Origin of the sequence: Vibrio syngnathi (assembly GCF_002119525.1) — a bacterium.
GTDB lineage: Bacteria > Pseudomonadota > Gammaproteobacteria > Enterobacterales > Vibrionaceae > Vibrio > Vibrio syngnathi.
The window spans coordinates 242548-265818 of record NZ_CP017916.1 but is presented as its reverse complement, the minus strand read 5'-3'; the positions used below and the strand labels follow the sequence as shown (position 1 = coordinate 265818).

General features: G+C 45.8%; 17 protein-coding genes. 7 read left to right on the top strand and 10 right to left on the bottom strand.

The genetic code is table 11. The features are described from left to right. Positions 1–172: 172 nt before the first annotated feature. On the top strand, positions 173–1639 hold the full coding sequence (locus K08M4_RS01230) for a dihydrolipoyl dehydrogenase (RefSeq protein WP_086048614.1): 1467 nt from the start codon (positions 173–175) through the stop codon (positions 1637–1639). 147 nt (positions 1640–1786) lie between these two features. Here K08M4_RS01230 and K08M4_RS01225 read toward each other — a convergent pair whose 3' ends face one another. Continuing rightward, the gene (locus tag K08M4_RS01225) at positions 1787–2134 is read right to left on the bottom strand and encodes a RidA family protein (protein ID WP_004729674.1); all 348 of its coding nucleotides are present in this window, start codon (positions 2132–2134) and stop codon (positions 1787–1789) included. Between the two features lie 85 nt (positions 2135–2219). Between K08M4_RS01225 and K08M4_RS01220 the strand changes: the two genes are divergently transcribed. Further along, positions 2220–2468, top strand: a complete 249-nt coding sequence (locus tag K08M4_RS01220) for a DUF3624 domain-containing protein (RefSeq protein WP_086048613.1) — start codon at positions 2220–2222, stop codon at positions 2466–2468. Positions 2469–2763: 295 nt separating this feature from the next. Here K08M4_RS01220 and argH read toward each other — a convergent pair whose 3' ends face one another. The 4 genes from argH to argC all read right to left on the bottom strand — a co-directional run bounded on the left by argH (position 2764) and on the right by argC (position 8115). Then, the gene (gene argH / locus K08M4_RS01215) at positions 2764–4638 is read right to left on the bottom strand and encodes an argininosuccinate lyase (RefSeq protein WP_086048612.1); all 1875 of its coding nucleotides are present in this window, start codon (positions 4636–4638) and stop codon (positions 2764–2766) included. A gap of 346 nt (positions 4639–4984) precedes the next feature. Beyond that, positions 4985–6196, bottom strand: a complete 1212-nt coding sequence (locus K08M4_RS01210; RefSeq protein ID WP_009848894.1) for an argininosuccinate synthase — start codon at positions 6194–6196, stop codon at positions 4985–4987. A gap of 113 nt (positions 6197–6309) precedes the next feature. Next, complete coding sequence (argB, locus tag K08M4_RS01205) at positions 6310–7098, bottom strand: acetylglutamate kinase (protein ID WP_086048611.1); 789 nt, start codon at positions 7096–7098, stop codon at positions 6310–6312. A 12-nt stretch (positions 7099–7110) separates the two neighbouring features. Then, positions 7111–8115 (bottom strand): N-acetyl-gamma-glutamyl-phosphate reductase, encoded by a 1005-nt coding sequence (argC, locus tag K08M4_RS01200; protein WP_017063685.1) that lies wholly within the window; start codon positions 8113–8115, stop codon positions 7111–7113. Positions 8116–8268: 153 nt separating this feature from the next. Here argC and argE point away from each other — a divergent pair, with 153 nt between their 5' ends. From argE to K08M4_RS01185, 3 genes are all read left to right on the top strand, one after another. Then, positions 8269–9405 (top strand): acetylornithine deacetylase, encoded by a 1137-nt coding sequence (argE, locus tag K08M4_RS01195; RefSeq protein ID WP_004729680.1) that lies wholly within the window; start codon positions 8269–8271, stop codon positions 9403–9405. 252 nt (positions 9406–9657) lie between these two features. Beyond that, positions 9658–12294, top strand: coding sequence for a phosphoenolpyruvate carboxylase (ppc, locus tag K08M4_RS01190; protein WP_198299318.1), 2637 nt, complete (start codon positions 9658–9660; stop codon positions 12292–12294). Between the two features lie 347 nt (positions 12295–12641). Beyond that, positions 12642–13181: a PadR family transcriptional regulator gene (locus tag K08M4_RS01185; protein WP_004729682.1), complete on the top strand. Its 540-nt coding sequence runs from the start codon at positions 12642–12644 to the stop codon at positions 13179–13181. Positions 13182–13306: 125 nt separating this feature from the next. Here K08M4_RS01185 and metF read toward each other — a convergent pair whose 3' ends face one another. The 3 genes from metF to K08M4_RS01170 all read right to left on the bottom strand — a co-directional run bounded on the left by metF (position 13307) and on the right by K08M4_RS01170 (position 18120). Beyond that, positions 13307–14206 carry a methylenetetrahydrofolate reductase gene (gene metF, locus K08M4_RS01180; protein WP_086048610.1) on the bottom strand — a complete coding sequence of 300 codons (900 nt, stop codon included), beginning with the start codon at positions 14204–14206 and terminating at the stop codon, positions 13307–13309. A 318-nt stretch (positions 14207–14524) separates the two neighbouring features. Next, entirely contained in the window at positions 14525–16936 is a 2412-nt protein-coding gene (locus K08M4_RS01175; protein ID WP_086048609.1) for a bifunctional aspartate kinase/homoserine dehydrogenase II, read from the bottom strand. 2 nt (positions 16937–16938) lie between these two features. Continuing rightward, positions 16939–18120: an O-succinylhomoserine (thiol)-lyase gene (locus tag K08M4_RS01170; protein ID WP_086048608.1), complete on the bottom strand. Its 1182-nt coding sequence runs from the start codon at positions 18118–18120 to the stop codon at positions 16939–16941. Between the two features lie 208 nt (positions 18121–18328). On the opposite strand from K08M4_RS01170, the gene metJ reads away from it, so the two are divergent. Beyond that, complete coding sequence (gene metJ / locus K08M4_RS01165; RefSeq protein WP_004729686.1) at positions 18329–18649, top strand: met regulon transcriptional regulator MetJ; 321 nt, start codon at positions 18329–18331, stop codon at positions 18647–18649. Positions 18650–18865: 216 nt separating this feature from the next. On the opposite strand, the gene K08M4_RS01160 is transcribed toward metJ, so the two are convergent. Both K08M4_RS01160 and rpmE read right to left on the bottom strand, forming a co-directional pair. Further along, positions 18866–20155: a malic enzyme-like NAD(P)-binding protein gene (locus K08M4_RS01160; RefSeq protein WP_086048607.1), complete on the bottom strand. Its 1290-nt coding sequence runs from the start codon at positions 20153–20155 to the stop codon at positions 18866–18868. Between the two features lie 331 nt (positions 20156–20486). Beyond that, complete coding sequence (rpmE, locus tag K08M4_RS01155; RefSeq protein ID WP_009848884.1) at positions 20487–20705, bottom strand: 50S ribosomal protein L31; 219 nt, start codon at positions 20703–20705, stop codon at positions 20487–20489. A gap of 331 nt (positions 20706–21036) precedes the next feature. Between rpmE and priA the strand changes: the two genes are divergently transcribed. Beyond that, positions 21037–23238, top strand: a complete 2202-nt coding sequence (gene priA, locus K08M4_RS01150) for a primosomal protein N' (protein ID WP_086048606.1) — start codon at positions 21037–21039, stop codon at positions 23236–23238. The last annotated feature ends 33 nt before the right edge of the window (positions 23239–23271 follow it).

The following is a 23271-nucleotide window of genomic DNA, read 5'->3' as shown; positions in this document are numbered from 1 at the left end:
TTATCTGAGTTTTGGAAAAAGATACAGCTTCTGACTCGCTAACCTAAGAGTCACAAGCTAAACCTAATAAAACAGAATAACAAAACTGACCCGCTATCCTGACTCACTCAAAAAATCACCAGAGTTGGAGGGGTTCGTTCAAACTAAATTTAGCTATTGCGAGAAAATTATTATGAAACAAGTCAATGTAGATGTAGCAGTTATCGGGGGCGGTACGGCAGGTTTAGGTTCTTACCGCGCTGCAAAAGCACACACTGACAGTGTTGTGATGATTGAAGGCGGCCCTTACGGTACAACCTGTGCTCGTGTTGGTTGTATGCCATCTAAACTGCTTATTGCAGCGGCTGAAAGTGTACACCAAATCGAGAAAGCTCCGGCTTTTGGCGTTCACCCACAAGGTGACATCGTGATTAACGGTCGTGAAGTGATGGACCGAGTGAAGTTTGAACGTGACCGTTTTGTTGGTTTTGTTTTAGAAGGTGTTGATGAAATCCCAGAACAAGACAAGATCTCTGGCTACGCAAAGTTCTTAGACGACAACACGCTACAAATCGATGACCACACGGTTGTCACCGCTAAACGTATAGTTATCGCAACAGGTTCTCGCCCTGCCTATCCTGCAGTTTGGAATGAACTTGGTGACCGTCTGATCATTAACGACGACGTATTCAGCTGGGATGATTTACCAGAATCAGTCGCAGTGTTTGGCCCGGGCGTTATTGGTCTTGAGCTTGGTCAGTCACTGCATCGCTTAGGTGTGAAGACCAAACTATTCGGTTTGGGTGGTCAAGTTGGCCCAGTAACCGACCCAGAGATCATGGCGTACGCAGACAAAGCCTTCAATGAAGAGTTCTACCTAGATGCTGATGTAAAAATCGAAAGCATGAAGCGTATTACGACGGAATCAGGCGAAGCTCGCGTCGAAATCCAGTTCATCAATAAACAAGGTGAATTAGAAACTAACGTCGTTGAATACGTACTGGCAGCTACAGGTCGTCGTCCAAACACCGACAAACTTGGCCTAGAGAATACCTCTCTAGAACTTGATGAACGTGGTGTGCCAGTTGCAGACCACTACACGCTACAAACATCGCTGCCATCAGTATTTATTGCGGGGGATGCAAGCAACCAACTGCCTCTACTGCATGAAGCAGCAGACCAAGCACGTATTGCCGGTGATAATGCTGGTCGCTTCCCTGAGATTCGTGCAGGCCTACGCCGCTCTAAAATCTCTGCGGTATTCTCTGACCCACAAATCGCGATGGTGGGTGAAACTTACAAAGAGATCACCACACGCTTAGGTACATGTGGTTGTTTCGCAACAGGTGAAGTGTCTTTCGAGAACCAAGGTCGTTCACGAGTGATGCTACGCAACAAAGGTATTCTGCACGTTTACGGTGAGCAAGGTACAGGCCGCTTCCTTGGTGCTGAAATGATGGGACCAAACGCAGAACACTTGGCTCACCTATTAGCTTGGGCACACCAGAACAAGATGACGGTTTCTGAAATGCTAGACATGCCGTTCTACCACCCAGTGATTGAAGAAGGTGTACGAACAGCGCTACGTGACCTGAATGCGAAACTGCACCTAGGTCCAGAGATGGTGAAACACTGTCTAGATTGTGGCCCTGGTTGTTAATCTCAGGCTGTCGTTAGCAGTTAGCAGTTAGCAGTTAGCAGTTAGCAAACACTAGATACTAAAAAGGAAAGCCATTGGCTTTCCAGAACTGAGGGACGAAGTATCTGGGATCTCTTGATGCCATTGCGTCACTATAAGCTTAAGCAATTACTTCTCAGCAGCAATCACAGAGATCTCAACCAGTAGCGCTTCACGAGCCATATCACCCGTCACACATGCGCGAGCTGGAGCGTGACCTTCTGGTACCCATGCATCCCAAACTGCGTTCATTTCTTGGAAATCTTTCATGTCTTTCAAGTAAATCGTTGCTGACAGCATGTGCTCTTTATCGCTGCCCGCTTGCTCAAGTAGGGCTTCAACTTTATCCAGCATCGTCTGTGTTTGTTCTGTGATGTCTTTGGTCGCATCAGCACAAACTTGGCCACATAGGTAGATGGTGCCGTTGTGTTTAACAATACGGCTCATGCGTTGTTTGGTTTCTTGGCGCTCAATCATCGACTTTCTCTCTGTGTCACCGTGATCCAATATCTTGTGACGTGTTATTATCAGGGCAACAAGCATAACGCGAATCAAACCTAAGATGACATGCATTCATTGCAATAAAAGTGAAAAAATCCGTAACAAACTCGGCCGCTGCCAACGTTGTATGAACCAACTGATGGTGTTGTCGATTTTAAGTTGGGGAGTGTGGTGGGTGTTTTTCAAAGAAGACCCAAAGACCATCAATGCCATCGCCTTGATGATGGCCGCTTTCGCGTTCAGTGGGTTGCTGTCGTTGCATTGGATAATGAAGTTTGTGGTGCTGCCTTTAAGAACTAGAAAGCGTTAGCTGAAAGTCTTTATTGGCTAGAGAGTCGAAATTGGATGTAGGGTTAAATAATCCGATAATCCGATAATCCGATAATCCGATAATCCGATAATCCGATAATCCATCATAATGATCGAGCGATTATCATTTCCCAAACAGCAGATAGAAAAAAGCCCCAGAACCAATCGATTCTAGGGCTTTCTTAGAAAATTCTAAGAAAAAGCAGTGGTACTTTAATAGACCGGACTTTTCTTAGTTTGTTCCCAAAAAAGATCAGTTTTTTGATCTTTTTTTTAGGCTCTATAAAATCAATACTTTAAGCAACATTCACCTTAGCGATAACCTGCTCTACCAAGTTCACTTCCAACGCCACTTCATCACACGCATGTTGACGAGGGCACTGGTCGCAATCTTTTAGTACCTTTTCAGGCAGTAGAGATTTCGATGTAGGTAAGAAATCATGTTTCATAAAGAACTCTGGAGTACGAGTCAGCACAAACACCTTCTTGATCGCCATTTGTCGCGCTTTATCAACCAAGTGCTGCACAATAGCGGTGCCCTGCCCTTGGCCTTGCCAACCAGCTTCAACACCTAACGAACGAATTTCCGCTAAACCAGAGTCATACACATAGAGTGATGCACAACCTGTCACCTCACCATGATGCTCTGCGACGGCAAACGAACCAATATCACGCACCAGTTCATTACGAGAACGAGGCAGGTTTTCACCCATATTCGCCCAGTAGGCCACCATGCCTTCCAACGCTTCAATATCGGTCAGACGAGCAGAACGAACCTTAACGATAGAAGTATCACGCTGTGATAAACGCTTCTCTGCTTGGTCAACCGCGTAAGCCACTTGTTGTGGTGATACACCACCGAGCGCACTACGTTTTTCAAGACACGATTCAATAGTCAGGATGTCATACACATCCTCTTCAATCACCTCAGAGAACTCTTTCATCTCTGCGATGGTTAACTCTTCTAACGCACAGCCTTTAGCAATCGCCGCGACGACTGTTACACCAACAATGTGGTGAGCTTCACGGAAAGGAATGCCTTTCGCTACTAAGTAATCAGCCAGTTCTGTTGAGTTCGCGTAACCTTGTTTTGCTGCTTCAAGCGTACGTTCGCCGTTCACTTTAATGCCGTCAAAACAAAGAGCAGCCATCTCCATACAATCATTCCAAGTATCTAAAGCGTCGAACAGACCTTCTTTATCTTCTTGCATGTCTTTGTTGTACGCCAAAGGCAGAGCTTTCACTGTCATCATCATTGCGGCTAATGAACCGTATACACGGCCAGTTTTGCCACGGATAAGCTCTAGCGCATCCGGGTTTTTCTTCTGTGGCATCAGAGATGAACCTGACGTCACGGTATCCGCTAACTCGATGAAGTTTGATTCACCTGAGTTGTAGAAAATCATATCTTCTGCAAGACGCGAAAGGTGAAGCATTGAGATAGATGCAATCGACATCAGCTCCATCACATGGTCACGGTCAGAAACTGAATCTAGAGAGTTGCGCGTTGCACGATGGAAACCTAAGTTGTGAGCTAACTCTTCACGGTCCATCGGGTAAGCAGTTCCAGCAAGGGCACCAGAACCCAGCGGACATGTATCTAGACGCTTAATCGCATCATTCAAACGAGAATAATCACGCTCAAGCATTTCAACGTAAGCCAAGCACCAGTGAGCAAAAGTTACCGGCTGAGCACGTTGTAAGTGAGTGTAGCCAGGAAGTACGGTTTCTTGATGCTGAGAAGCAACGTTCACCATTTGGCTTTGTAGGCGATCCAGTGCCAGTAGCAGTTGGTTACCTTGCTGACGACACCATAATTTCAGGTCGGTCGCCACTTGGTCATTACGAGAACGGCCCGTGTGGAGCTTTTTGCCCAAGTCACCGACTTTACCGATAAGTTGTTGCTCAACCCAACTGTGAATATCTTCTGCATCAGAACGTAGAATCTGTTCAGGATCTTCCATCACCTCAAGTTTTAGCTCATTTAGCGCTAACTCAAGCTTCTGTTGCTCTTCCTCGGTTAATACGTTGACCGACAGTAGAGCTTTAGACCAGGCAATTGAGCCCACAATGTCTTGCTCAGCCAATCGGTAATCAAAACGAAGAGAATCGTTAAAATCTTTGAACCGGGTGTCTGCTGCTTGGGTAAATCTACCGCCCCATAATGCCATTGTGTATCTCCTGATTGCACAGTGCTCACTGTTTTTGCAAATGATAATTCTGATTAAGATTCAGTATTTTTCTGATGGTTTAAACTTACGGCAATTCAAAATGAAAATAAAGTATTAATTCATTATTTTCACATATTTATTCACCAGTAGTTCGAGCCATTGATTATTTTAGTGTGGTTCGCGAATTATATGCCATTCAATGATAAAAACCGAAGCTGATTTATTAGACTAATAGATAGCAAAAAGCCCATTCACTAATCAATAGTGGATGGGCTTTGCATGATAATGTCTATTTTCTAGCCTTCGATTGCTCGTAAAAGGCTAGCTAACTAACTCATGGTTAGGATTACTTTTGGCTATTCAGAGCACGGATACGGCTTGATAGCGAGTAAAGACGGATGAAGCCTTCAGCGTGGCTTTGGTCGTAAACTTCATCTTCACCAAAAGTTGCAAACTCTTCTGAGTACAGGCTGTTGTCAGAACGTTTCTGAGTCACCGTTGCATGGCCTTTGTAAAGCTTAATAACCACTTCACCATTTACGTCTTGTGCTAGTTCATCTGTTGCCGCAAGAATTGACTTACATAGCGGAGTGAACCAACGACCATCGTATACAAGGTGAGAAGCTTTAACACCTAGCTCTTCACGGAATTCGAATGCCGCTTTATCAAGAACCAGTTGCTCTACTGCACGCAGTGCTTCCATCATGATTGTGCCACCTGGAGTTTCGTAACAACCACGAGACTTCATGCCAACAAGACGGTTTTCAACGATATCGATACGACCAACACCGTGCTTCGCACCCTTCTCGTTTAGGTAAACCAGTGCGTTGTATGGCGTCATTGTTTCGCCATCTACCGCTACCACTTCACCTTTTTCAACTTTAAGCGTCACTGTTTCAGATTCGTTTGGCGCTTGCTCTGGGTCTACAGTCCAAGCCCAGCAATCTTCATCCGGTGCGTTCCATGTATTTTCTAGAACGCCACCTTCTGTAGAGATGTGCCATGCGTTTGCATCACGCGAGTAGATCTTAGTCAGAGAAGCCGTACAAGGGATGTTACGTTCTGCTAGGTAATCCAGACACTCTTCACGGCTCACTAGATCCCACTCACGCCAAGGTGCGATTACGTGTAGGTCTGGTGCCAGTGCAGCAAATGCGCCTTCAAAACGAACTTGGTCGTTACCTTTACCTGTACAGCCGTGACACAGTGCGTCAGCACCGACTTTACGTGCAACTTCAACCTGAGCTTTCGCAATGATTGGACGAGCCATCGAAGTACCTAGCAGGTATTTACCTTCATAATAAGCGCCCGTTTTTAGCGTTGGGTAGATGTAGTCAGCTACCATCTCTTCTTTAAGGTCAGCGATGTAACACTCTGAAGCACCAGACGCTTTTGCTTTCTCTTCAATACCAATCAACTCTTCGTCGCCTTGGCCTACATCAGCAACAAATGCGATAACTTCGCAGTCATAGTTCTCTTTCAACCATGGGATGATTACTGATGTGTCTAGACCGCCAGAGTAGGCTACTACAACTTTCTTTACGTTAACTTTGCTCATTTTCTTTCTCCTAGTTTCCATACTGCACATGGCGGTCAGCGTTGGAAATGACTTCATTATTATGTGTTAAATTTATTTGTCTAAATTCTTTAAGTAGTGACTCGTTGTGAGGTCTACTGAGGTAAAAACTGTGTTCCTATGCTTTTACCTGCAAAAAGTTGTGTCAGTTTGTCTGGGTATCGCCAAGTGGCAACTTCGATTGGTCGTCCAAGGCCGTTAGCGGCTTCTAGTGCGGCTTGAACCTTAACGATCATGCCGTCGGTAATCACTTTTCCTGTAATAAGGTCATCAGCTTGCTGTTGATTGAGACTTGGAATCAGGTGGCCTTTGCCATCCAACACACCACTTACATCAGAAAGCAGTACCAGTTCAGCATCAAGCGCGCCTGCAACGGCAACCGCAGCTTGGTCAGCATTCACATTCATCAGTTGACCTTGCTCAGTCAGACCAATTGAACTAATGATTGGCAGTGCGCCCGCATTAAGAATCGCTTGCAGAACGGTTGAGTCGCCCGGCTCCGCTTTTCCTACCGCGCCCAGTTCAGGGTTCAGTTCGCTGACTTTGCATAAACCACCATCAGCTAGGCTCAAACCAATGGCGTTGATACCGTCTTTAATTGCCTGACCTTGAAGTAGTTTGTTGGCCGTGCCTGCTAGTGCACCAGCGATCACTGGGATCTGATCATAAGGAGTAACACGTAGCCCTTCTTTCTTAACGGTTTCGAGGTTCAACTTATTCATCAAATCATCAACAAGGTAACCACCACCGTGAACAATCACGATTGGTCGTTGTGCCTGTTGTTGGTAAGCAGAGATAGCACCAAATAACTTGCTAAGTGTTTCACCACAAGATAGCGCAGCGCCACCTAACTTTATGATTAATGGTTGATTATTAAGGCTCATATCTAGATTTCCTTACACTAACGCAGTTAATGGCGCAAAACCATAACGTAAATTCAAACACTGCATCGCTTGGCTAGATGCACCCTTTAATAAGTTATCAATCGCTGAAACAACGATGATGTGTTGACCTTGAACCTTCCAACCTAAATCGCAGAAAGGTGTCTGTTCTACATCTTGAATTCTTGGCAATGTCTCTTCGAGTAATCTCACCGCAGGTTTACCTTGGTAAGCTTGCTCAAAGGCATCTTGTATCTGTTGTTCTGTCACGCCTTCAGCCAATTTCATGGTGATGGTCGCCAAAATACCGCGCTTAAAGTTGCCGAGGTGCGGAGTGAAGATCACATCACATCCTAAATGTGCAGCCATTTCAGGTTGATGACGGTGATTGAATACACCATAGGCTTGCAAGCTCACTTCGCAGAAGCTGTTGACCATAGTCGCCTTACGACCAGCTCCAGTAACGCCACTGGTCGCGTTAATCACTGGCCATTGGTTCTCATCCAGTAACTTTGCTTCAACCAAAGGCTTAATCGCCAGTTGTGATGCGGTTGGGTAACAACCCGCGACTGCGACAAGCTGAGCTTCTTTGATTTCTTGTTCGTTCCATTCAGCTAAACCGTAAGCCGCTTTGTCTAACCATTGTTCGTGTTGATGTTCAAAACCGTAGAACTCTTGGTAGAAGTTTTCGCCTTTAACTCTGAAGGCACCCGATAGGTCGAAGACTTGGCAATCGTTCTCAAGGAAGATTGGCGCGAGGTCGTGGCTGACTTCATGCGCGGTCGCTAAAAAAATCACATCAGACTGTTTAGCCACTTCTTCCGGATTTGTTAAAGGTTGCACTGGCATATCAATCAGGCCAGCTAACTTACCGTGCAGTGCAGCGATAGGTTTGCCCGCGTCTACACTATTGGCTGAGACATATAAACCTGATAGCGTGAGCTCAGGGTGTCTGTTTATCATTAGAGCCAGTTCTGCTCCTGTATAGCCGCTTGCGCCAATGATCGTGGTTTTCAACATCTCAACACATCCATTCTTGAGGTAAGTTACATTTCAAATTTGACTATTCATACTTAATTTCTAGCTATATTTGATTTCTTATGCATTAAATATGATTTAATATGTGTTTTACCGACTTATGGTTTTCCTGTCAATAGTAGAAGTGAAGATATTATGCAATTACCGAGTTTCCTTGAGGTCTATAAAGGCTTAATTTCCACCGACTCCATTAGCTCAACCGATCCAAGCTGGGATCATGGCAACGAGAAAGTGATCGAAAAAATGGCTCAATGGTTTAAAGACGTAGGCTTTAGCGTTGAGGTCGTGGAAGTCGAGCCCGGCAAACATAATATGGTCGCAAAGATGGGTTCGGGAGAAGGCGGCTTATTGCTTGCAGGACACAGCGACACAGTGCCATTCGATGAAGGACGTTGGAATTTCGACCCTCACGCACTAACAGAACACAACAACCGCTTCTACGGATTAGGCACCGCCGATATGAAAGGCTTTTTTGCTTTCGTTTATGAAGCCGCAAAGAAGATGGATTGGAGCAAACAAACCAAGCCGCTCTATGTATTAGCAACCTGTGACGAAGAAACCACCATGCTAGGTGCACGTCATTTCACCGAAAATGCACCGTTTAAACCGGATTACTGCATTATTGGTGAACCAACCAGCCTAGTGCCTATTCGTGGACATAAAGGTCATGTTGCCAATGCCGTGCGAGTAACCGGTAAATCAGGTCACTCTTCAGATCCAGCATTAGGTGTTAACGCCATCGAGATCATGCATGAAGTGCTGTTCGCTTTAATGCAGCTGCGTGACAAGCTAGTCAAAGAGTACCATCACCCAGGATTCGCCATTCCAAGCCCGACGCTAAACCTTGGTCATATCCACGGTGGCGATAGCGCCAACCGTATCTGTGGCTGTTGTGAGCTGCATTATGACGTTCGTCCTTTACCGGGCATCAGCTTAGATGGTTTGGATAACATGCTGCGCAGCGCACTTAAAGAAGTCGAAGCAAAATGGCCGGGCAGAATTGAGATTACTCCCCTGCATGAGCCAATTCCGGGTTATGAGTGCCAGCACGATCATCCATTTATTGGTGGCATGGAATCAGTTTGTGAGATTGAATCGCAAACCGTGAACTACTGTACAGAGGCACCTTTCCTTCAAGAATTATGTCCAACCTTGGTGTTAGGCCCAGGCTCAATTGACCAAGCTCACCAACCGGATGAGTTCTTAAGCTTCGATTTTATTGACCCAACAATTGATGTTCTGAGTAAATCTATCCGTAAATATTGTTTCTAGTTATTACTTTTCAATCCGAACATTCACATAAAAGCCACCCTAAAAAGTGGCTTTTATTCTGCCATCCCTGATATAGCCGCAATCTTGTAATTAAATTTCACTTTTTCCCTAAGTTTTGAAAAATTTACTTCTCCCGCATTTTTAAACCTAATAATTGCAAACTTAGAATGCTTTATTTGACTAGATACAGCACTTTTCGCTAGATTGTGTACTTAACAAGGAACAATGGATGTAATTTTTTTACGAGGCAGGATGACAATGAACGAGAAATACGCCGCTCTCAAGAGTAACGTAAGCATGCTGGGACGCTTGCTAGGTAACACAATCCAAGATGCACATGGTGACGTTATCTTAGAGAAAGTGGAGACTATCCGTAAACTTTCCAAATCCGCCCGCGCAGGCAACAAAGCTGACCGTGACAGCCTAGTTGAAGAAATCAAAAACCTGCCGAACGAACAACTCACTCCTGTTGCTCGTGCATTTAACCAATTTCTCAACCTCACCAACATGGCAGAGCAATACCACACCATCTCTCGCCACTGTGAGGAGCATGTTTGCGAACCAGACGTGCTGCAATCTCTATTTTCCAAATTAAACCAAAACGACATCAGCAAGCTAGATGCGGCTCAAGCTGTTCGCGACCTGAACATCGAACTCGTTTTGACTGCTCACCCAACAGAAATCACTCGTCGCACCATGATCAACAAGTTGGTTAAGATCAACGAGTGTCTGTCTAAATTAGAATTAAGCGACCTATCACACAAAGAGCGAGTGAAAACCGAACGTCGCCTAGAGCAACTTATCGCTCAAGGTTGGCACTCTGATGTGATTCGTCAGCAACGCCCAACACCACTTGATGAAGCTAAGTGGGGCTTTGCGGTTGTAGAAAATTCTCTTTGGGAAGCTGTGCCTGATTTCCTACGTGAAATGGATGACCGACTAAAAGGTTACCTTGGTGAAGGCTTACCAATCGATGCACGCCCAGTACACTTCTCATCTTGGATGGGTGGCGACCGCGATGGTAACCCATTCGTAACGCACACCATCACCAAAGAAGTACTGCGCCTATCTCGCTGGAAAGCCGCTGACCTGTATCTAGGTGACGTCAACGAGCTGATTACCGAACTGTCGATGACCAAGTGTAATGACGCCGTTCGTGAATTGGCTGGCGATGAGCACGAAGCTTACCGTGCCATCCTGAAGAGCCTACGTACTCTGCTGAACAACACGTTAGAAGTGCTTGATGCAAAGCTGCACGACGCTGAAGTACCGAAGAAAGAAACGCTACAGAACATCGACCAACTTTGGACACCACTTTACGCGTGTTACCAATCGCTGCACGAATGTGGCATGGGCGTCATTGCAGACGGTTCTCTGCTTGATACGCTGCGTCGTCTAAAAGCATTCGGTGTGCATTTAGTTCGTCTCGATGTTCGTCAAGAAAGCACACGTCACTCAGATGTGCTGTCTGAATTGACTCGCTACCTAGGCATTGGTGATTACGACCAGTGGAGCGAGCAAGACAAAGTCGCTTTCTTAACTAATGAATTAAGCTCAAAACGCCCACTGCTACCACGCGATTGGGAGCCATCTGAACAGGTCAAAGAGGTTTTGGACACCTGTAAGGTCGTTGCTGCTCAACCTCGTGAAGCCTTTGGTGCTTACGTTATCTCTATGGCTCGTACAGCATCAGATGTACTGGCTGTTCACTTGCTGCTACAAGAGTGTGGTTGCCCGTACCGCATGGATGTATGTCCATTGTTCGAAACGCTGGACGACTTGAACAACTCAGAAGCCGTGATGAAACAGCTAATGAGCATTGATTTATACCGTGGCTTTATCCAGAACCACCAAATGGTGATGATCGGATATTCTGACTCAGCAAAAGACGCTGGCGTAATGTCTGCTGGTTGGGCGCAGTATGATGCTATGGACAAGTTGGTTAAGGCTTGTGAAGAAGAAGGTATTGAACTGACTCTATTCCACGGCCGTGGCGGTACAGTTGGTCGTGGTGGTGCGCCAGCGCACGCTGCTCTTCTTTCTCAGCCACCTAAAAGCTTGAAAGGCGGCTTACGTGTAACTGAGCAAGGCGAAATGATCCGCTTTAAACTTGGCTTGCCAGATGTTGCAGTTAATAGCTTCAACCTATACGCAAGTGCGATTCTAGAAGCGAACCTTCTGCCACCACCAGAGCCAAAACAAGAATGGCGCGACCTAATGGAAGTGCTCTCTGAAGTATCTTGCGAAGCTTACCGTAACGTCGTTCGTGGTGAAGAGAAGTTTGTTCCTTACTTCCGCCAAGCGACGCCAGAGCTAGAGTTAGGCAAGTTACCTCTTGGTTCTCGTCCTGCGAAACGTAACCCGAACGGCGGCGTAGAAAGCCTACGTGCGATTCCATGGATCTTCTCATGGAGCCAAAACCGTTTGGTACTTCCTGCATGGTTAGGCGCTGGTGAAGCGATCCAATACTCTGTCGATCAAGGCCATCAAGCGCTACTTGAAGAGATGTGTCGTGAATGGCCATTCTTCTCTACTCGTCTAGGTATGTTGGAAATGGTGTACTCGAAGTGCAACATGGAAATCGCTAAGTACTACGACCAACGCCTTGTTGATAAAGAACTGCTGCCGTTAGGTGAATTACTGCGTGAACAATTGCAGAAAGACATCAAAGCGGTGCTGAATGTAGAAAATAACGAGAACTTGATGCAAAGCGACCCTTGGGGACTTGAGTCAATTCGTCTACGTAACATCTATGTTGAGCCGCTAAACATGCTTCAAGCGGAACTGCTTTACCGTACTCGTAAGTGTGAAACACCACCAGCAGAGCTAGAAGAAGCGCTAATGGTGACGATTGCAGGCATTGCAGCAGGTATGCGAAACACTGGTTAATTAGTGATTCCATCTATAAAAGAAACAAAAGGTCGCCATGTGCGGCCTTTTTATTTTGCCAAATAACCACTAGTGAGTATTTTGTCAGTTTTTTGGGTTATTTTGTCCATGTATTCTACTTTATGCTTATTATTTAGATATACTACTGCTCCACTGCAGAAACACTCCAAAATAATAATCTGCGGCACTCGACCAATAAACTGGTCAACCTAGGTGATAAACGGCTTTGTAAGGTGACATAACCAACTATTGAGTTGGTGCTACTTGAACATAACCAATATAACGTGCCATAGAAGCACACTTGTTGTTCAAGTATTTGTTTACTGTTTACCATTTGGATTTCAGACATGTCATTACCACACGTAATTTTAACCGTTTTAAGTACACGCGATGCTACTGGTTACGATATCACAAAAGAATTCTCTTCAAGCATTGGTTACTTCTGGAAAGCTAGCCACCAACAAGTTTACCGCGAGCTAAATAAAATGGCTCAGAACGACCAGGTAACTTGCGTGCTTGAGCCTCAAGAAGGCAAACCTGATCGTAAAGTTTACTCTATCACTGACGCAGGCCGTGGCGCGCTAGGTGAATGGTTTGAACAACCAACTGCACACCCAACCGTTCGTGACGAGTTCTCAGCTAAGCTAATGGCTTGTGCTGTACAACCTGCTGACGCTTACCGTGTACAACTTGCTGAGCTAGTTGAAGAGTCTCGCAAACTGGTTTCTCACTACAAAGAAATCGAAGCGGCTTACTACGCAACGCCATCTACACTAGACAAGCAAGCACGCCTAGAGCGTTTAACGCTTCGTCGTAACCTACTTATCCGTGAAGCATGGATTGTATGGGCGGACGAAGTACTGCTTGAACTTGGTGCTCTTGCTTAAGTTAAGCTAGAAAAGCAAAAGGCTTGAACTCTTAGAGTCCAAGCCTTTTTTTGTATCTATAGGATTTGAAATTTTACAGCCAGAGGCTTTTTACAAGCGCTTAGGTTTTACTTATTAGGCTTTACTTAAAGCGCAGCGACTTGTGGGCGAACACCTAGCGTATGGCAAAGTGCATAAGTCATTTCTGCACGGTTTAGCGTGTAAAAGTGGAAATCTTTCACACCTTCACGGCTTAGCGTACGAACCATATCGATCGCTTGGCTAGCACCGACTAACTGACGAGTTGTTGGATCATCATCCAAACCTTCGAACTGCTTCGCCATCCAACCCGGTACTTTTACGTTATTCATCGCAGCAAAACGAGACGCTTGCTTGAAGTTAGAAACTGGCAAGATACCCGGTACAATCTCTACGTCAACGCCCGCCGCCACACAACGGTCACGGAAACGTAAGTAGCTTTCTACATCGAAGAAGAACTGAGTGATTGCACGGTTAGCACCCGCATCTACTTTACGCTTTAGGTTGATGAGATCAGATTGAGCACTTTTTGCTTCAGGGTGAACCTCAGGGAATGCCGCTACCGATATATCAAAGTCGTGACGAGATTTAAGCAGTTCAACTAAATCAGACGCGTACATATCTGGCGCACCGCCGCCTGCTGGAATATCACCACGCAACGCAACAATGCTCTCAATACCATTTGCCCAGTAATCGTCGGCAATTTGAATCAGCTCTTCGCGGCTAGCATCAATACACGTTAAGTGTGGTGCAGCAATTAGGCCTGTTTGGTTCTTAATTTCTTTAATGATTGAGTGGGTACGATCACGCTCACCCGAGTTTGCACCATAGGTTACTGATACAAATTTAGGTTGAAGTGTTTTAAGACGGTGAACAGAATTCCACAGGGTATCTTCCATCTTCTCACTGCTCGGTGGGAAAAATTCAAATGACACATTGATGTTGTCAGAAAGCTCTGCAATATTCTGATTTAAAGCGTCGATATGACTTGCGTGTGTGTATCCCATCTTACTCTCCCTGTGGCAAAAGCAACCACTAAATAATCTCAAATCCCTAGCGACGTTTAGACGTCTATATGTCTCCAGAATGTATTGAATACGATTTAATGTCAACAGATCGATTATGAATTTTTTTCAAGTAGATAGTGAGAAAAGCTCAAGCCGATAGATGGGTCGCAAAGCAGAAAGAATGTAGAAAAAAGACTGAAAACACATAGTGCTTTCAGCCTTATTTATCTTAGTGAATAGTATGCCATTTACGTACTAAACCAACCGATCTGAGTATTAAAGCAATTGATCTGACTATTAAGCCAATCGCTCTCAGTATTAAAACAGGCTAGACATTCTGTTTAGGTCAGATTGAATTGCACCAGCCGTCACTTCACGACCAGCACCTGGGCCACGAATAACCAATGGATTATCTTTGTACCATTTGCTCTCAATCGCAAAGATATTATCGCAAGGCAGTAAGTTCGCCAGAGCGTGTTCTTTAGATAGCGCTTCAACGCCTACTGTTGCCTTACCATTTTTCTCTAAACGTGCTACGTAACGAAGAACCTTCTGTTGAGACTGCGCTTTCTCTAAACGCTCGGCCAACTCTTCACTCAGTACAGAAGCTTTATCAAAGAAGTCATCCACTGACAGATCTTGTAATTCTTCAGGTACCAATGATTCTACTTTGACGTTTTCAGGCTCAATATCTAAACCCGATTCACGCGCCAGAATCACTAGCTTACGCATCACGTCTGAGCCATCGAGGTCAGCTCGAGGATCCGGTTCCGTCAGGCCTTGTTGCCACGCTAAATCAACCAACTCGCTGAATGGCACCGTGCCATCAAACTGTTGGAATAACCAAGATAGAGTACCCGAGAAGATACCTGACAGAGCAATAATATCGTCACCGCTTTCGCGCAGGTCACGTACCGTGTGGTTAATCGGTAAGCCAGCTCCCACTGTCGCATTGTACAGCCAATGACGGCTGATCTTAGCGAAAGCATCTTGTACCTGATGGTAATACTCGCTTGATGCTGAACCAGCCACCTTGTTAGCTGAGATCAGGTGGATACCTTGTTGTGCAATTTGCAGGTACTTTGCTGCAAGCACAGGGCTTGCGGTGACATCGAGTACTACAGCTTCATCGTAACCCTGAATAGAGCCCAAACGCTCTAACCAGTCGTTACCGTTGTTGGCAATCGCTTCGTCATCAAAACGCTTACCTACAGAAGTCGCATCAATACCTTGGTCATCGAACCAATAGGTTTGGCTATCAACAACCGCAACCAATTCAAAGTTCATTCCACGACGCTTTTCGAGTTCCGCCTTTTGCTCAGCAAACAGGCTCAACCAGCTTGAACCAATGTTGCCCTTACCACACAAAGCAATCGCAACACGCTTCTGCGCTTGGAATAGTTGAGAGTGAATGCCTTTCACTAGGCTTGAGGTTTCACTCTTACGAATCACAGCCACTAAGCTCAATCCTGAGTTCGCTTCTGAGATGAACTCAACTGGCGAGCTCTTGAGCTGCTGATAGAAACCGTAGCAATGGTTCGGGTTCTTAGTCACACCTGCACCCACCGCCGCAATCAGAGAGAAGCCTTCTTTAAGCTTAATTTCCGCTTCAATCGCGTGATCTTGTAGATATTCTAAAGCGCCACCAGCGATCTCTTCTGTGTAAGCAAGACGCAAACAATGTTGATCCGGTTCAAGTTCATAAGCAAGCGGCTCTAGTTGAGCACGCTTAAGACCTTCCAACACTTCGCTTTCTAGACGGTCGAAATCATGTCCATGACCAAACGTCAGTTGCACGATAAGAACTTCATCTAAAGAGGTAATGATTTTTGCACCACGACCGGATGCCAATACACGCTCTATCTGTGTAGAACCCGCCTCTGGCTGATAACTGCAACGTAAGCTCAGATCCATAGCACTTTGAGCGACAGGCTGTAGCGTTCGGCTATGGAGCACTGGAGCCGCCAGACGAGCGAGTTCACTCGCTTCATCAAGGCGAAGCAGAGGCAACAAACACGCATCCGAAACCAAACGAGGGTCAGCGCTGTAGACGCCCGCCACGTCACTCCAAATCGTCACACGTTCAACTTCTGCCAGAGCGCCTATTACGGTTGCTGAGTAATCTGAACCGTTACGACCAAGCAGTACTGTTTCACCTTCGCAGTTCTGAGCCATAAAGCCCGTAATCACCACTCGGCAATGCGTATGCTGAGCCAAAACTTCTTTAATCAGAGGATAAGAACGCGCGCGATCCACTTCGGGTTGAGCACCCGCTTCTGCACGTAAAAAGGCACGCGCATCTTGAGCAACCGCTTGTAAGTCATGTTGGCACAACAAAGCGGCTAACAGACGTGAAGACCAAACCTCACCATGACCCAGTACTTGTGCTTTTTGTGCTTCACTCAAGGGAGCTGTAAGCTCACCCAAAGCAGTAAATTCTTGTTGAATGGTTGCCGTTAATTGCTCAGCAGTTTCACCGTCAAGTAACGATTCAATCAGCTCAAGTTGGAACTGACGAAGGGTTTGCAGGCATTCGTGAGCAATACGGCCGTCTTTATCGAGCGCTTCAACAAACTCAATCAAACGGTTGGTTGTTTTACCCGCAGCTGAAACAACGACTAAATCGGTTGCTGATGAGTACTCTCTAAGAATATTGACCACGCGTTGGTAACACTCGGGGTTCGCTAAACTGCTGCCACCAAATTTATGTAGCTGGCGAAAGATTGCCATTATTAACCCTCCCCTTCAGTGATAAAGCGTTGTGTTTTTTCAAACGCTTGCTTGAGATCGTCGATTAGGTCTTCCGCATCTTCAAGGCCAACAGAAAGGCGCAGTAGTTGTTGAGAAACACCCGCTTCTGCCAATGCTTCTTCGCCCATCGCACGGTGAGTCATCGAAGCTGGGTGGCAAATCAGGCTTTCAACCCCACCCAGTGATTCAGCCAAAGAAAATAGCTCTAACTTATCTACAAAATATTTAAGTGCTTCAAAAGAGCCCGCAAACTCAAAGCTCAGCATGGAACCAAAGCCCAGTTGTTGTTTTTTCGCGATCTCGTGGCCCGGATGTTCAGGAAGGCTTGGGTGGTAAATCGTACCCACCAGATCTTGTTGTTGCAGCGCCGTCAGAATTTCACGTGAACTCTCTTCGTGAACACGCATACGTGCACCTAGCGTACGAATACCACGTAGAGTCATGTAGCTATCAAATGGTGTGCCGGTCGCACCAATACAGTTGCCCCACCATGCTAGCTCTTCAGCGTGCTCTTCAGTTTTAGTCACTACAACGCCACCAATAACATCCGAGTGTCCGTTAATGTATTTGGTGGTTGAGTGGATAACAAAGTCAGCACCCAGCTCTAAAGGCTTTTGGAACACAGGCGTCAAAAACGTGTTGTCGACAGCAACCAGAGCACCCACTTCTTTCGCTTTACGGCAAGTTTCTGCAATATCAACCACACGAACCAGTGGATTCGATGGTGTTTCGATTAAGATCAACTTTGGCTTAAGCGCGATCGCCGCATCCAGTGCCGCTTGATCCGATTGATCAACGAACAGAACTTTGAAGTCACCTTTTAGTGAGCGTGTGTTAAACAGACGATAAGTGCCGCCGTAGCAGTCGTGTGGTGCGATGATAAGATCATCACCACCTAAGAAAGCGGATACCCATAAGTTAAGTGCCGACGTACCGCAGTTAGTCACAACCGCACCTTTGCCCGACTCAAGCTCAAACAGTGCCGTTTCTAATAGACCACGGTTTGGGTTACCAGAGCGGGTATAATCATACTTTGGCACTTCACCAAAAGCGGGAAACCCATAGTTAGTCGAAAGATAAATGGGTGGGACAACAGCATGATGTTGCGTGTCTGACTCGATACCAGTACGTACGGCGATGGTTGCTGGCTTCCGGCTGCTCATAGGTGCTTCCTTACAAATTTTGCGTCTGAGAATCACAGCTGCTTGTCGGCATTTTGCGGCTGTGTTAGATATATGTTATTCACTTTACTTTCATAAACGTGAGACGTCAACACTTCCAGACGTCTATATGTCTTTGCTTATGGCAGTAAATCCCGCTAAAATCACCACTATTAATTTATTCTAACAACTAAAGTGATGAAGGTACGCAATGGCCGACTGGAATGGTGAATACATAAGCCCATATGCTGAGCATGGAAAGAAAAGCGAACAAGTAAAGAAAATTACAGTTTCTATCCCTCTAAAAGTGTTAAAGGTTCTTACTGACGAGCGCACTCGCCGCCAGATTAATAACCTACGCCATGCAACAAACAGTGAGCTACTGTGCGAAGCCTTTCTACATGCGTACACAGGCCAACCACTACCAACGGATGAAGATCTTCGTAAAGACCGTCCCGACGATATTCCTACTGAAGTGAAAAAACTGATGACAGAGATGGGTATCGAGTTCGAAGCGTTTGACGAAGAATAAAAACAACTCAGTCACTGCCTTCATTATTGATTCGCTATAGCTGAACCCTATTTATCACATCACCCACGACACTACTTGTCAGTGCGCTGTGAATGATAAACATAAAAAAACCGACTCCAAATGAGTCGGTTTTTTATTATTCTTTTTCGCTCAATAGAGCAACCGCTATTAAGCTATTAAGCTATTAAGCTATTAAGCTATTAAGCTATTAAGGCATTAAGCCATATAGTTAGCAGGCATCTCAATACGAGCAACGCCAGACTCAACCGCCGCTTCCGCAACTGCTTTTGCTATGCGAGGAAGCAGACGTGGATCCATTGGCTTAGGAATGATGTAACCTTTACCAAATTCCAGTGCAGTCTCGCCCGCAGCTGCCAATACTTCAGCTGGAACTTCTTCTTTCGCTAGTTCACGAATCGCTTTAACCGCCGCTAGCTTCATTTCGTCATTGATTTCGCTCGCACGCACGTCTAGTGCACCACGGAAAATGAATGGGAAACAAAGTACGTTGTTTACTTGGTTAGGGTAATCACTACGGCCTGTACCCATGATTAGGTCAGAACGAACTTCGTGTGCAAGCTCAGGCTTGATCTCTGGATCTGGGTTTGAACATGCAAACACAACCGGCTTATCAGCCATCAGCGTAAGAGCCTTAGCTGGTAGCAGATTAGGACCCGATACACCCAAGAACAGATCAGCGCCTTCGATAACATCTTCAAGCGTGCGCTTGTCGGTGTTATTTGCGAACAGCTCTTTGTATTCATTCAAGTCATCACGACGAGTGTGGATCACACCTTTACGGTCAAGCATGTAGATCTTCTCACGCTGAGCGCCACACTTAATCAGTAGCTCCATACAAGCAACCGCCGCTGCGCCAGCACCTAAACAAACGATCTTACACTCTTCCAGTTTCTTACCTTGAAGCTCAATCGCATTCAGCATACCTGCTGCCGTAACAATCGCAGTACCGTGTTGGTCATCGTGGAATACAGGTACATCACAACGCTCAATCAGGCGACGCTCGATTTCAAAACAGTCTGGTGCTTTGATGTCTTCTAAGTTAATACCGCCAAATGTATCTGCGATATTCGCAACCGTATCAACGAACTCATCGATTGTGCGGTGTTTTACTTCAATATCGATAGAATCTAAACCAGCAAAACGCTTAAACAGTAGCGCTTTACCTTCCATAACCGGTTTAGAAGCAATAGGACCAAGATTGCCTAAGCCAAGAATTGCAGTACCGTTAGAGATAACTGCAACCATGTTGCCTTTACCTGTGTACTTGTAAACGTTATCGACGTTCTGTGCAATCTCGCGAACAGGCTCAGCTACACCTGGGCTGTATGCCAGTGCTAGGTCTTCTGCAGAGTTTGCAGGCTTCGTCAGTTCTACGGCAATTTTGCCTGGAATTGGGAACTCATGATAATCAAGAGCTTGCTGACGGAATTGTTCTTGAGGCGATAACGCTTGAGAGGATTGATCTTGGCGGCTGTCTTCAGACATAGGTGTAGGTTCCTAGGATATTATTATTTGGGGGATCTTGTTCATGTTAATGGATGTACTTCAAAGTTCCTAGGTGGTTGAAGCATCTGTATCATTAAAAAACGAGATTTCACTACTAATAAGACCAGTGGGCAGTTGAAATTACTATCGCCTGCTCAACTTTAGAGCGAATTTCGAGGAAAGAGTGTTGGGATAAGTGATTAAGTAAGATTTACGTCAGTAACCTATTACTTTAACTGACCTAATAATGAAATACGATTCAGTACTTTCTCAAATTTCAGGCAACAAAAAAGGACACCGAAGTGTCCTTTTTATGTCTAAATAGCGAGAATTACTTCTTGCTAGAAAGAGCACCGAAACGCTTGTTGAAGCGATCAACACGGCCGCCTGTATCTACGATACGTTGCTTACCAGTGTAGAACGGGTGACATTTGTCACATACGTCTAGGTGGATTGATTCTTTTGCTAGCGTTGAGTTGAACTCAAACGTGTTACCGCAAGAACAAGTTGCAGAAACTGCTTTGTATTCTGGGTGGATACCAACTTTCATGGGAAAACCTCAATTAGGCCGTGTCGCCATCCGATTCTAAGCCGGACACCACACGTAGTTAAAAAATAAATAAAGACACCGCTGTATCACTAAACCGCGATAAAGCCATACCTTTAAGGCGCAGTATAGTAATGAATCTGTGGGGTAGGATCAACTGATTTGATACATTTTTCACCAATAGCCTCTTTATTTCCTTTGTCACTTTAAGATTTAAGGCTTAAGTGGTCTTCACTGGTTCTACTCTCTGAGCTGGTCCAAACTGCTTCTCGAATTTAACCGCCTTATCCTTTAGACTGTCCGCTCTCGTCAACTCAGATAAAGTCGTCCATTTATGCGCCCAATGATTGCCCGCGTGGCACTGCCGGTTCCACTAGACAAACAGTTCGATTACAAGATTCCTAGCCACCTATTCCCTATAATTGGCGGACGAGTTTCTGTGCCTTTTGGACGACAAACCTTAACAGGTATTGTTACGGCTCTGGTTAACGAATCTGAATTCGAATTAGACAAACTCAAGCCCATTAAAGCCTTACTAGACAACCAACCCGTTTGGCCGGAATCGGTCTACTCACTCTTGGTATGGTGTAGCCAGTTCTATCAGTATCCACTAGGTGAAACCTTGGCCAACGCACTACCAAGCGCCTTACGAAAAGGCAAAGCTGCAGACTTCGCGACGCTTGTTGAATGGCAATTGACCCCATCAGGCAGAGATCAACTGATGCAGGGCTTCGGCCGAGCGGTCAAACAAGCCAAAGTGATGCACATGCTTGAGCACGGCCCGGTTCCTCATCAGAAGTTCATCGATGAAGAGGTGGGCAGCGCGGTACTTAAGACGTTGGAAGAGAAGGGCTGGGTTGAATCGGTAGAGAAAAAACCAAAACGCCATGCATGGCCGGTGGATCTCGAAAACGATCAAGATAAGCCAAAACTCAATGAAGAACAGGCTATAGCAATAGCAACGGTAAATAGCCAAACCGACTTTGGTTGCTTCTTGTTAGAGGGGGTTACTGGCTCAGGTAAGACTGAAGTCTATCTGAATATGATCAAACCGATTCTCGACCAAGGTAAACAAGCGTTAGTGTTAGTACCGGAGATCGGCCTAACCCCTCAAACGATTAATCGCTTTAAGCGTCGTTTTAATGTGCCTGTTGAGGTGATTCACTCTGGATTAAACGATTCTGAACGATTGAATGCTTGGTTATCAGCACGTGACAAAATAGCGGGCATTGTGATTGGTACGCGCTCGGCTCTGTTCACGCCTTTTGCCGATCTGGGCATCATTATTGTCGATGAAGAACATGATGCTTCATATAAACAGCAAGACAGCCTCCGCTACCACGCTCGTGATGTGGCGATCATGCGAGCTCATAAGGCGCAAATTCCGGTTGTGTTAGGCTCTGCTACCCCAGCCTTTGAGACGCTGCACAACGCCCAAATAGGTAAATACAGCTACCTCACCCTCACCTCGCGCGCAGGTGTCGCACTACCAACCACCAATAAAGTGTTAGATGTTAAGGGTGAATATCTAGAAAGTGGCTTGTCTGCGTCTTTGATTGCTGAAATGCAAAGACACCTCAAAGCAGGCAACCAAGTGATGTTGTTCCTCAACCGCCGAGGGTTTTCTCCCGCACTGATGTGTCACGATTGTGGTTGGACAGCCGAATGTAAGCGTTGTGATGCTTACTACACCTATCACCAATACAGTAATGAGATGCGCTGCCACCATTGTGGCTCGCAGCAGCATATTGTGCATCATTGCCAAGGGTGTGGTTCAGCGAACTTAGTGACAGTAGGTGTAGGTACCGAACAGTTGGAAGCTCAACTTGGCCAGCTATTTCCGGAATACAAAACCATTCGTATTGACCGAGACAGCACTCGCCGTAAAGGCAGCTTAGAAAGCGCGTTAGAGTCGATTCGCAAAGGTGAATACCAAATTCTTATCGGCACACAGATGCTTGCTAAAGGGCACCACTTCCCTGATGTCACACTTGTGGCATTACTGGATGTTGATGCCTCTTTATATAGCAGTGACTTCCGCGCCTCTGAACGATTGGCTCAATTGTTTACTCAAGTCGCAGGTCGAGCAGGACGAGCCAGTAAGCCTGGTGAGGTTATCTTACAAACTCACCATCCAGAACATGGCTTATTACAAGCGTTGCTGCACAAAGACTATAACCACTTTGCCCAAACCGCATTGGCAGAGCGTAAACAAGCGATGTTGCCACCTTATACCTTCATGACTCTGTTTAGAGCGGAAGCCAATGACACACGTTTGGTGGAAGAGTTCTTGCGTCAAGTGCGCCACACATTGGAATCGCATCCGTTATTTGACCAATATTGCATGGTGCTCGGCCCAACCCCTGCACCACTGGCCAAGCGAGCCGGCAAGTCTCGTTGGCAGCTTATTCTACAAACACAGACTCGCTCGATGATGCAGAAGCTATTAATGAGCGCCAAGCCAGCAATTAATATGTTACCTGCTGCGAAAAAAGTCCGTTGGTCACTCGATATTGAGCCGCAAGATCTGAGCTAAACCCACTTGGGTTAAAACTAATGATAAGTTTGT

Coding starts and splice junctions, on each gene's coding strand:
- rpmE (WP_009848884.1), bottom strand. CDS start 20,705: ATGAAAGTTGGTATCCACCCAGAATACAAAGCAGTTTCTGCAACTTGT.
- argB (WP_086048611.1), bottom strand. CDS start 7,098: ATGAGCCTTAATAATCAACCATTAATCATAAAGTTAGGTGGCGCTGCG.
- K08M4_RS01225 (WP_004729674.1), bottom strand. CDS start 2,134: ATGATTGAGCGCCAAGAAACCAAACAACGCATGAGCCGTATTGTTAAA.
- K08M4_RS01160 (WP_086048607.1), bottom strand. CDS start 20,155: ATGTCTGAAGACAGCCGCCAAGATCAATCCTCTCAAGCGTTATCGCCT.
- K08M4_RS01170 (WP_086048608.1), bottom strand. CDS start 18,120: ATGAGCAGCCGGAAGCCAGCAACCATCGCCGTACGTACTGGTATCGAG.
- ppc (WP_198299318.1), top strand. CDS start 9,658: ATGACAATGAACGAGAAATACGCCGCTCTCAAGAGTAACGTAAGCATG.
- K08M4_RS01210 (WP_009848894.1), bottom strand. CDS start 6,196: ATGAGCAAAGTTAACGTAAAGAAAGTTGTAGTAGCCTACTCTGGCGGT.
- K08M4_RS01220 (WP_086048613.1), top strand. CDS start 2,220: ATGACATGCATTCATTGCAATAAAAGTGAAAAAATCCGTAACAAACTC.
- argE (WP_004729680.1), top strand. CDS start 8,269: ATGCAATTACCGAGTTTCCTTGAGGTCTATAAAGGCTTAATTTCCACC.
- metF (WP_086048610.1), bottom strand. CDS start 14,206: ATGGGATACACACACGCAAGTCATATCGACGCTTTAAATCAGAATATT.
- K08M4_RS01185 (WP_004729682.1), top strand. CDS start 12,642: ATGTCATTACCACACGTAATTTTAACCGTTTTAAGTACACGCGATGCT.
- priA (WP_086048606.1), top strand. CDS start 21,037: ATGCGCCCAATGATTGCCCGCGTGGCACTGCCGGTTCCACTAGACAAA.
- argC (WP_017063685.1), bottom strand. CDS start 8,115: ATGTTGAAAACCACGATCATTGGCGCAAGCGGCTATACAGGAGCAGAA.
- K08M4_RS01230 (WP_086048614.1), top strand. CDS start 173: ATGAAACAAGTCAATGTAGATGTAGCAGTTATCGGGGGCGGTACGGCA.
- K08M4_RS01175 (WP_086048609.1), bottom strand. CDS start 16,936: ATGGCAATCTTTCGCCAGCTACATAAATTTGGTGGCAGCAGTTTAGCG.
- metJ (WP_004729686.1), top strand. CDS start 18,329: ATGGCCGACTGGAATGGTGAATACATAAGCCCATATGCTGAGCATGGA.
- argH (WP_086048612.1), bottom strand. CDS start 4,638: ATGGCATTATGGGGCGGTAGATTTACCCAAGCAGCAGACACCCGGTTC.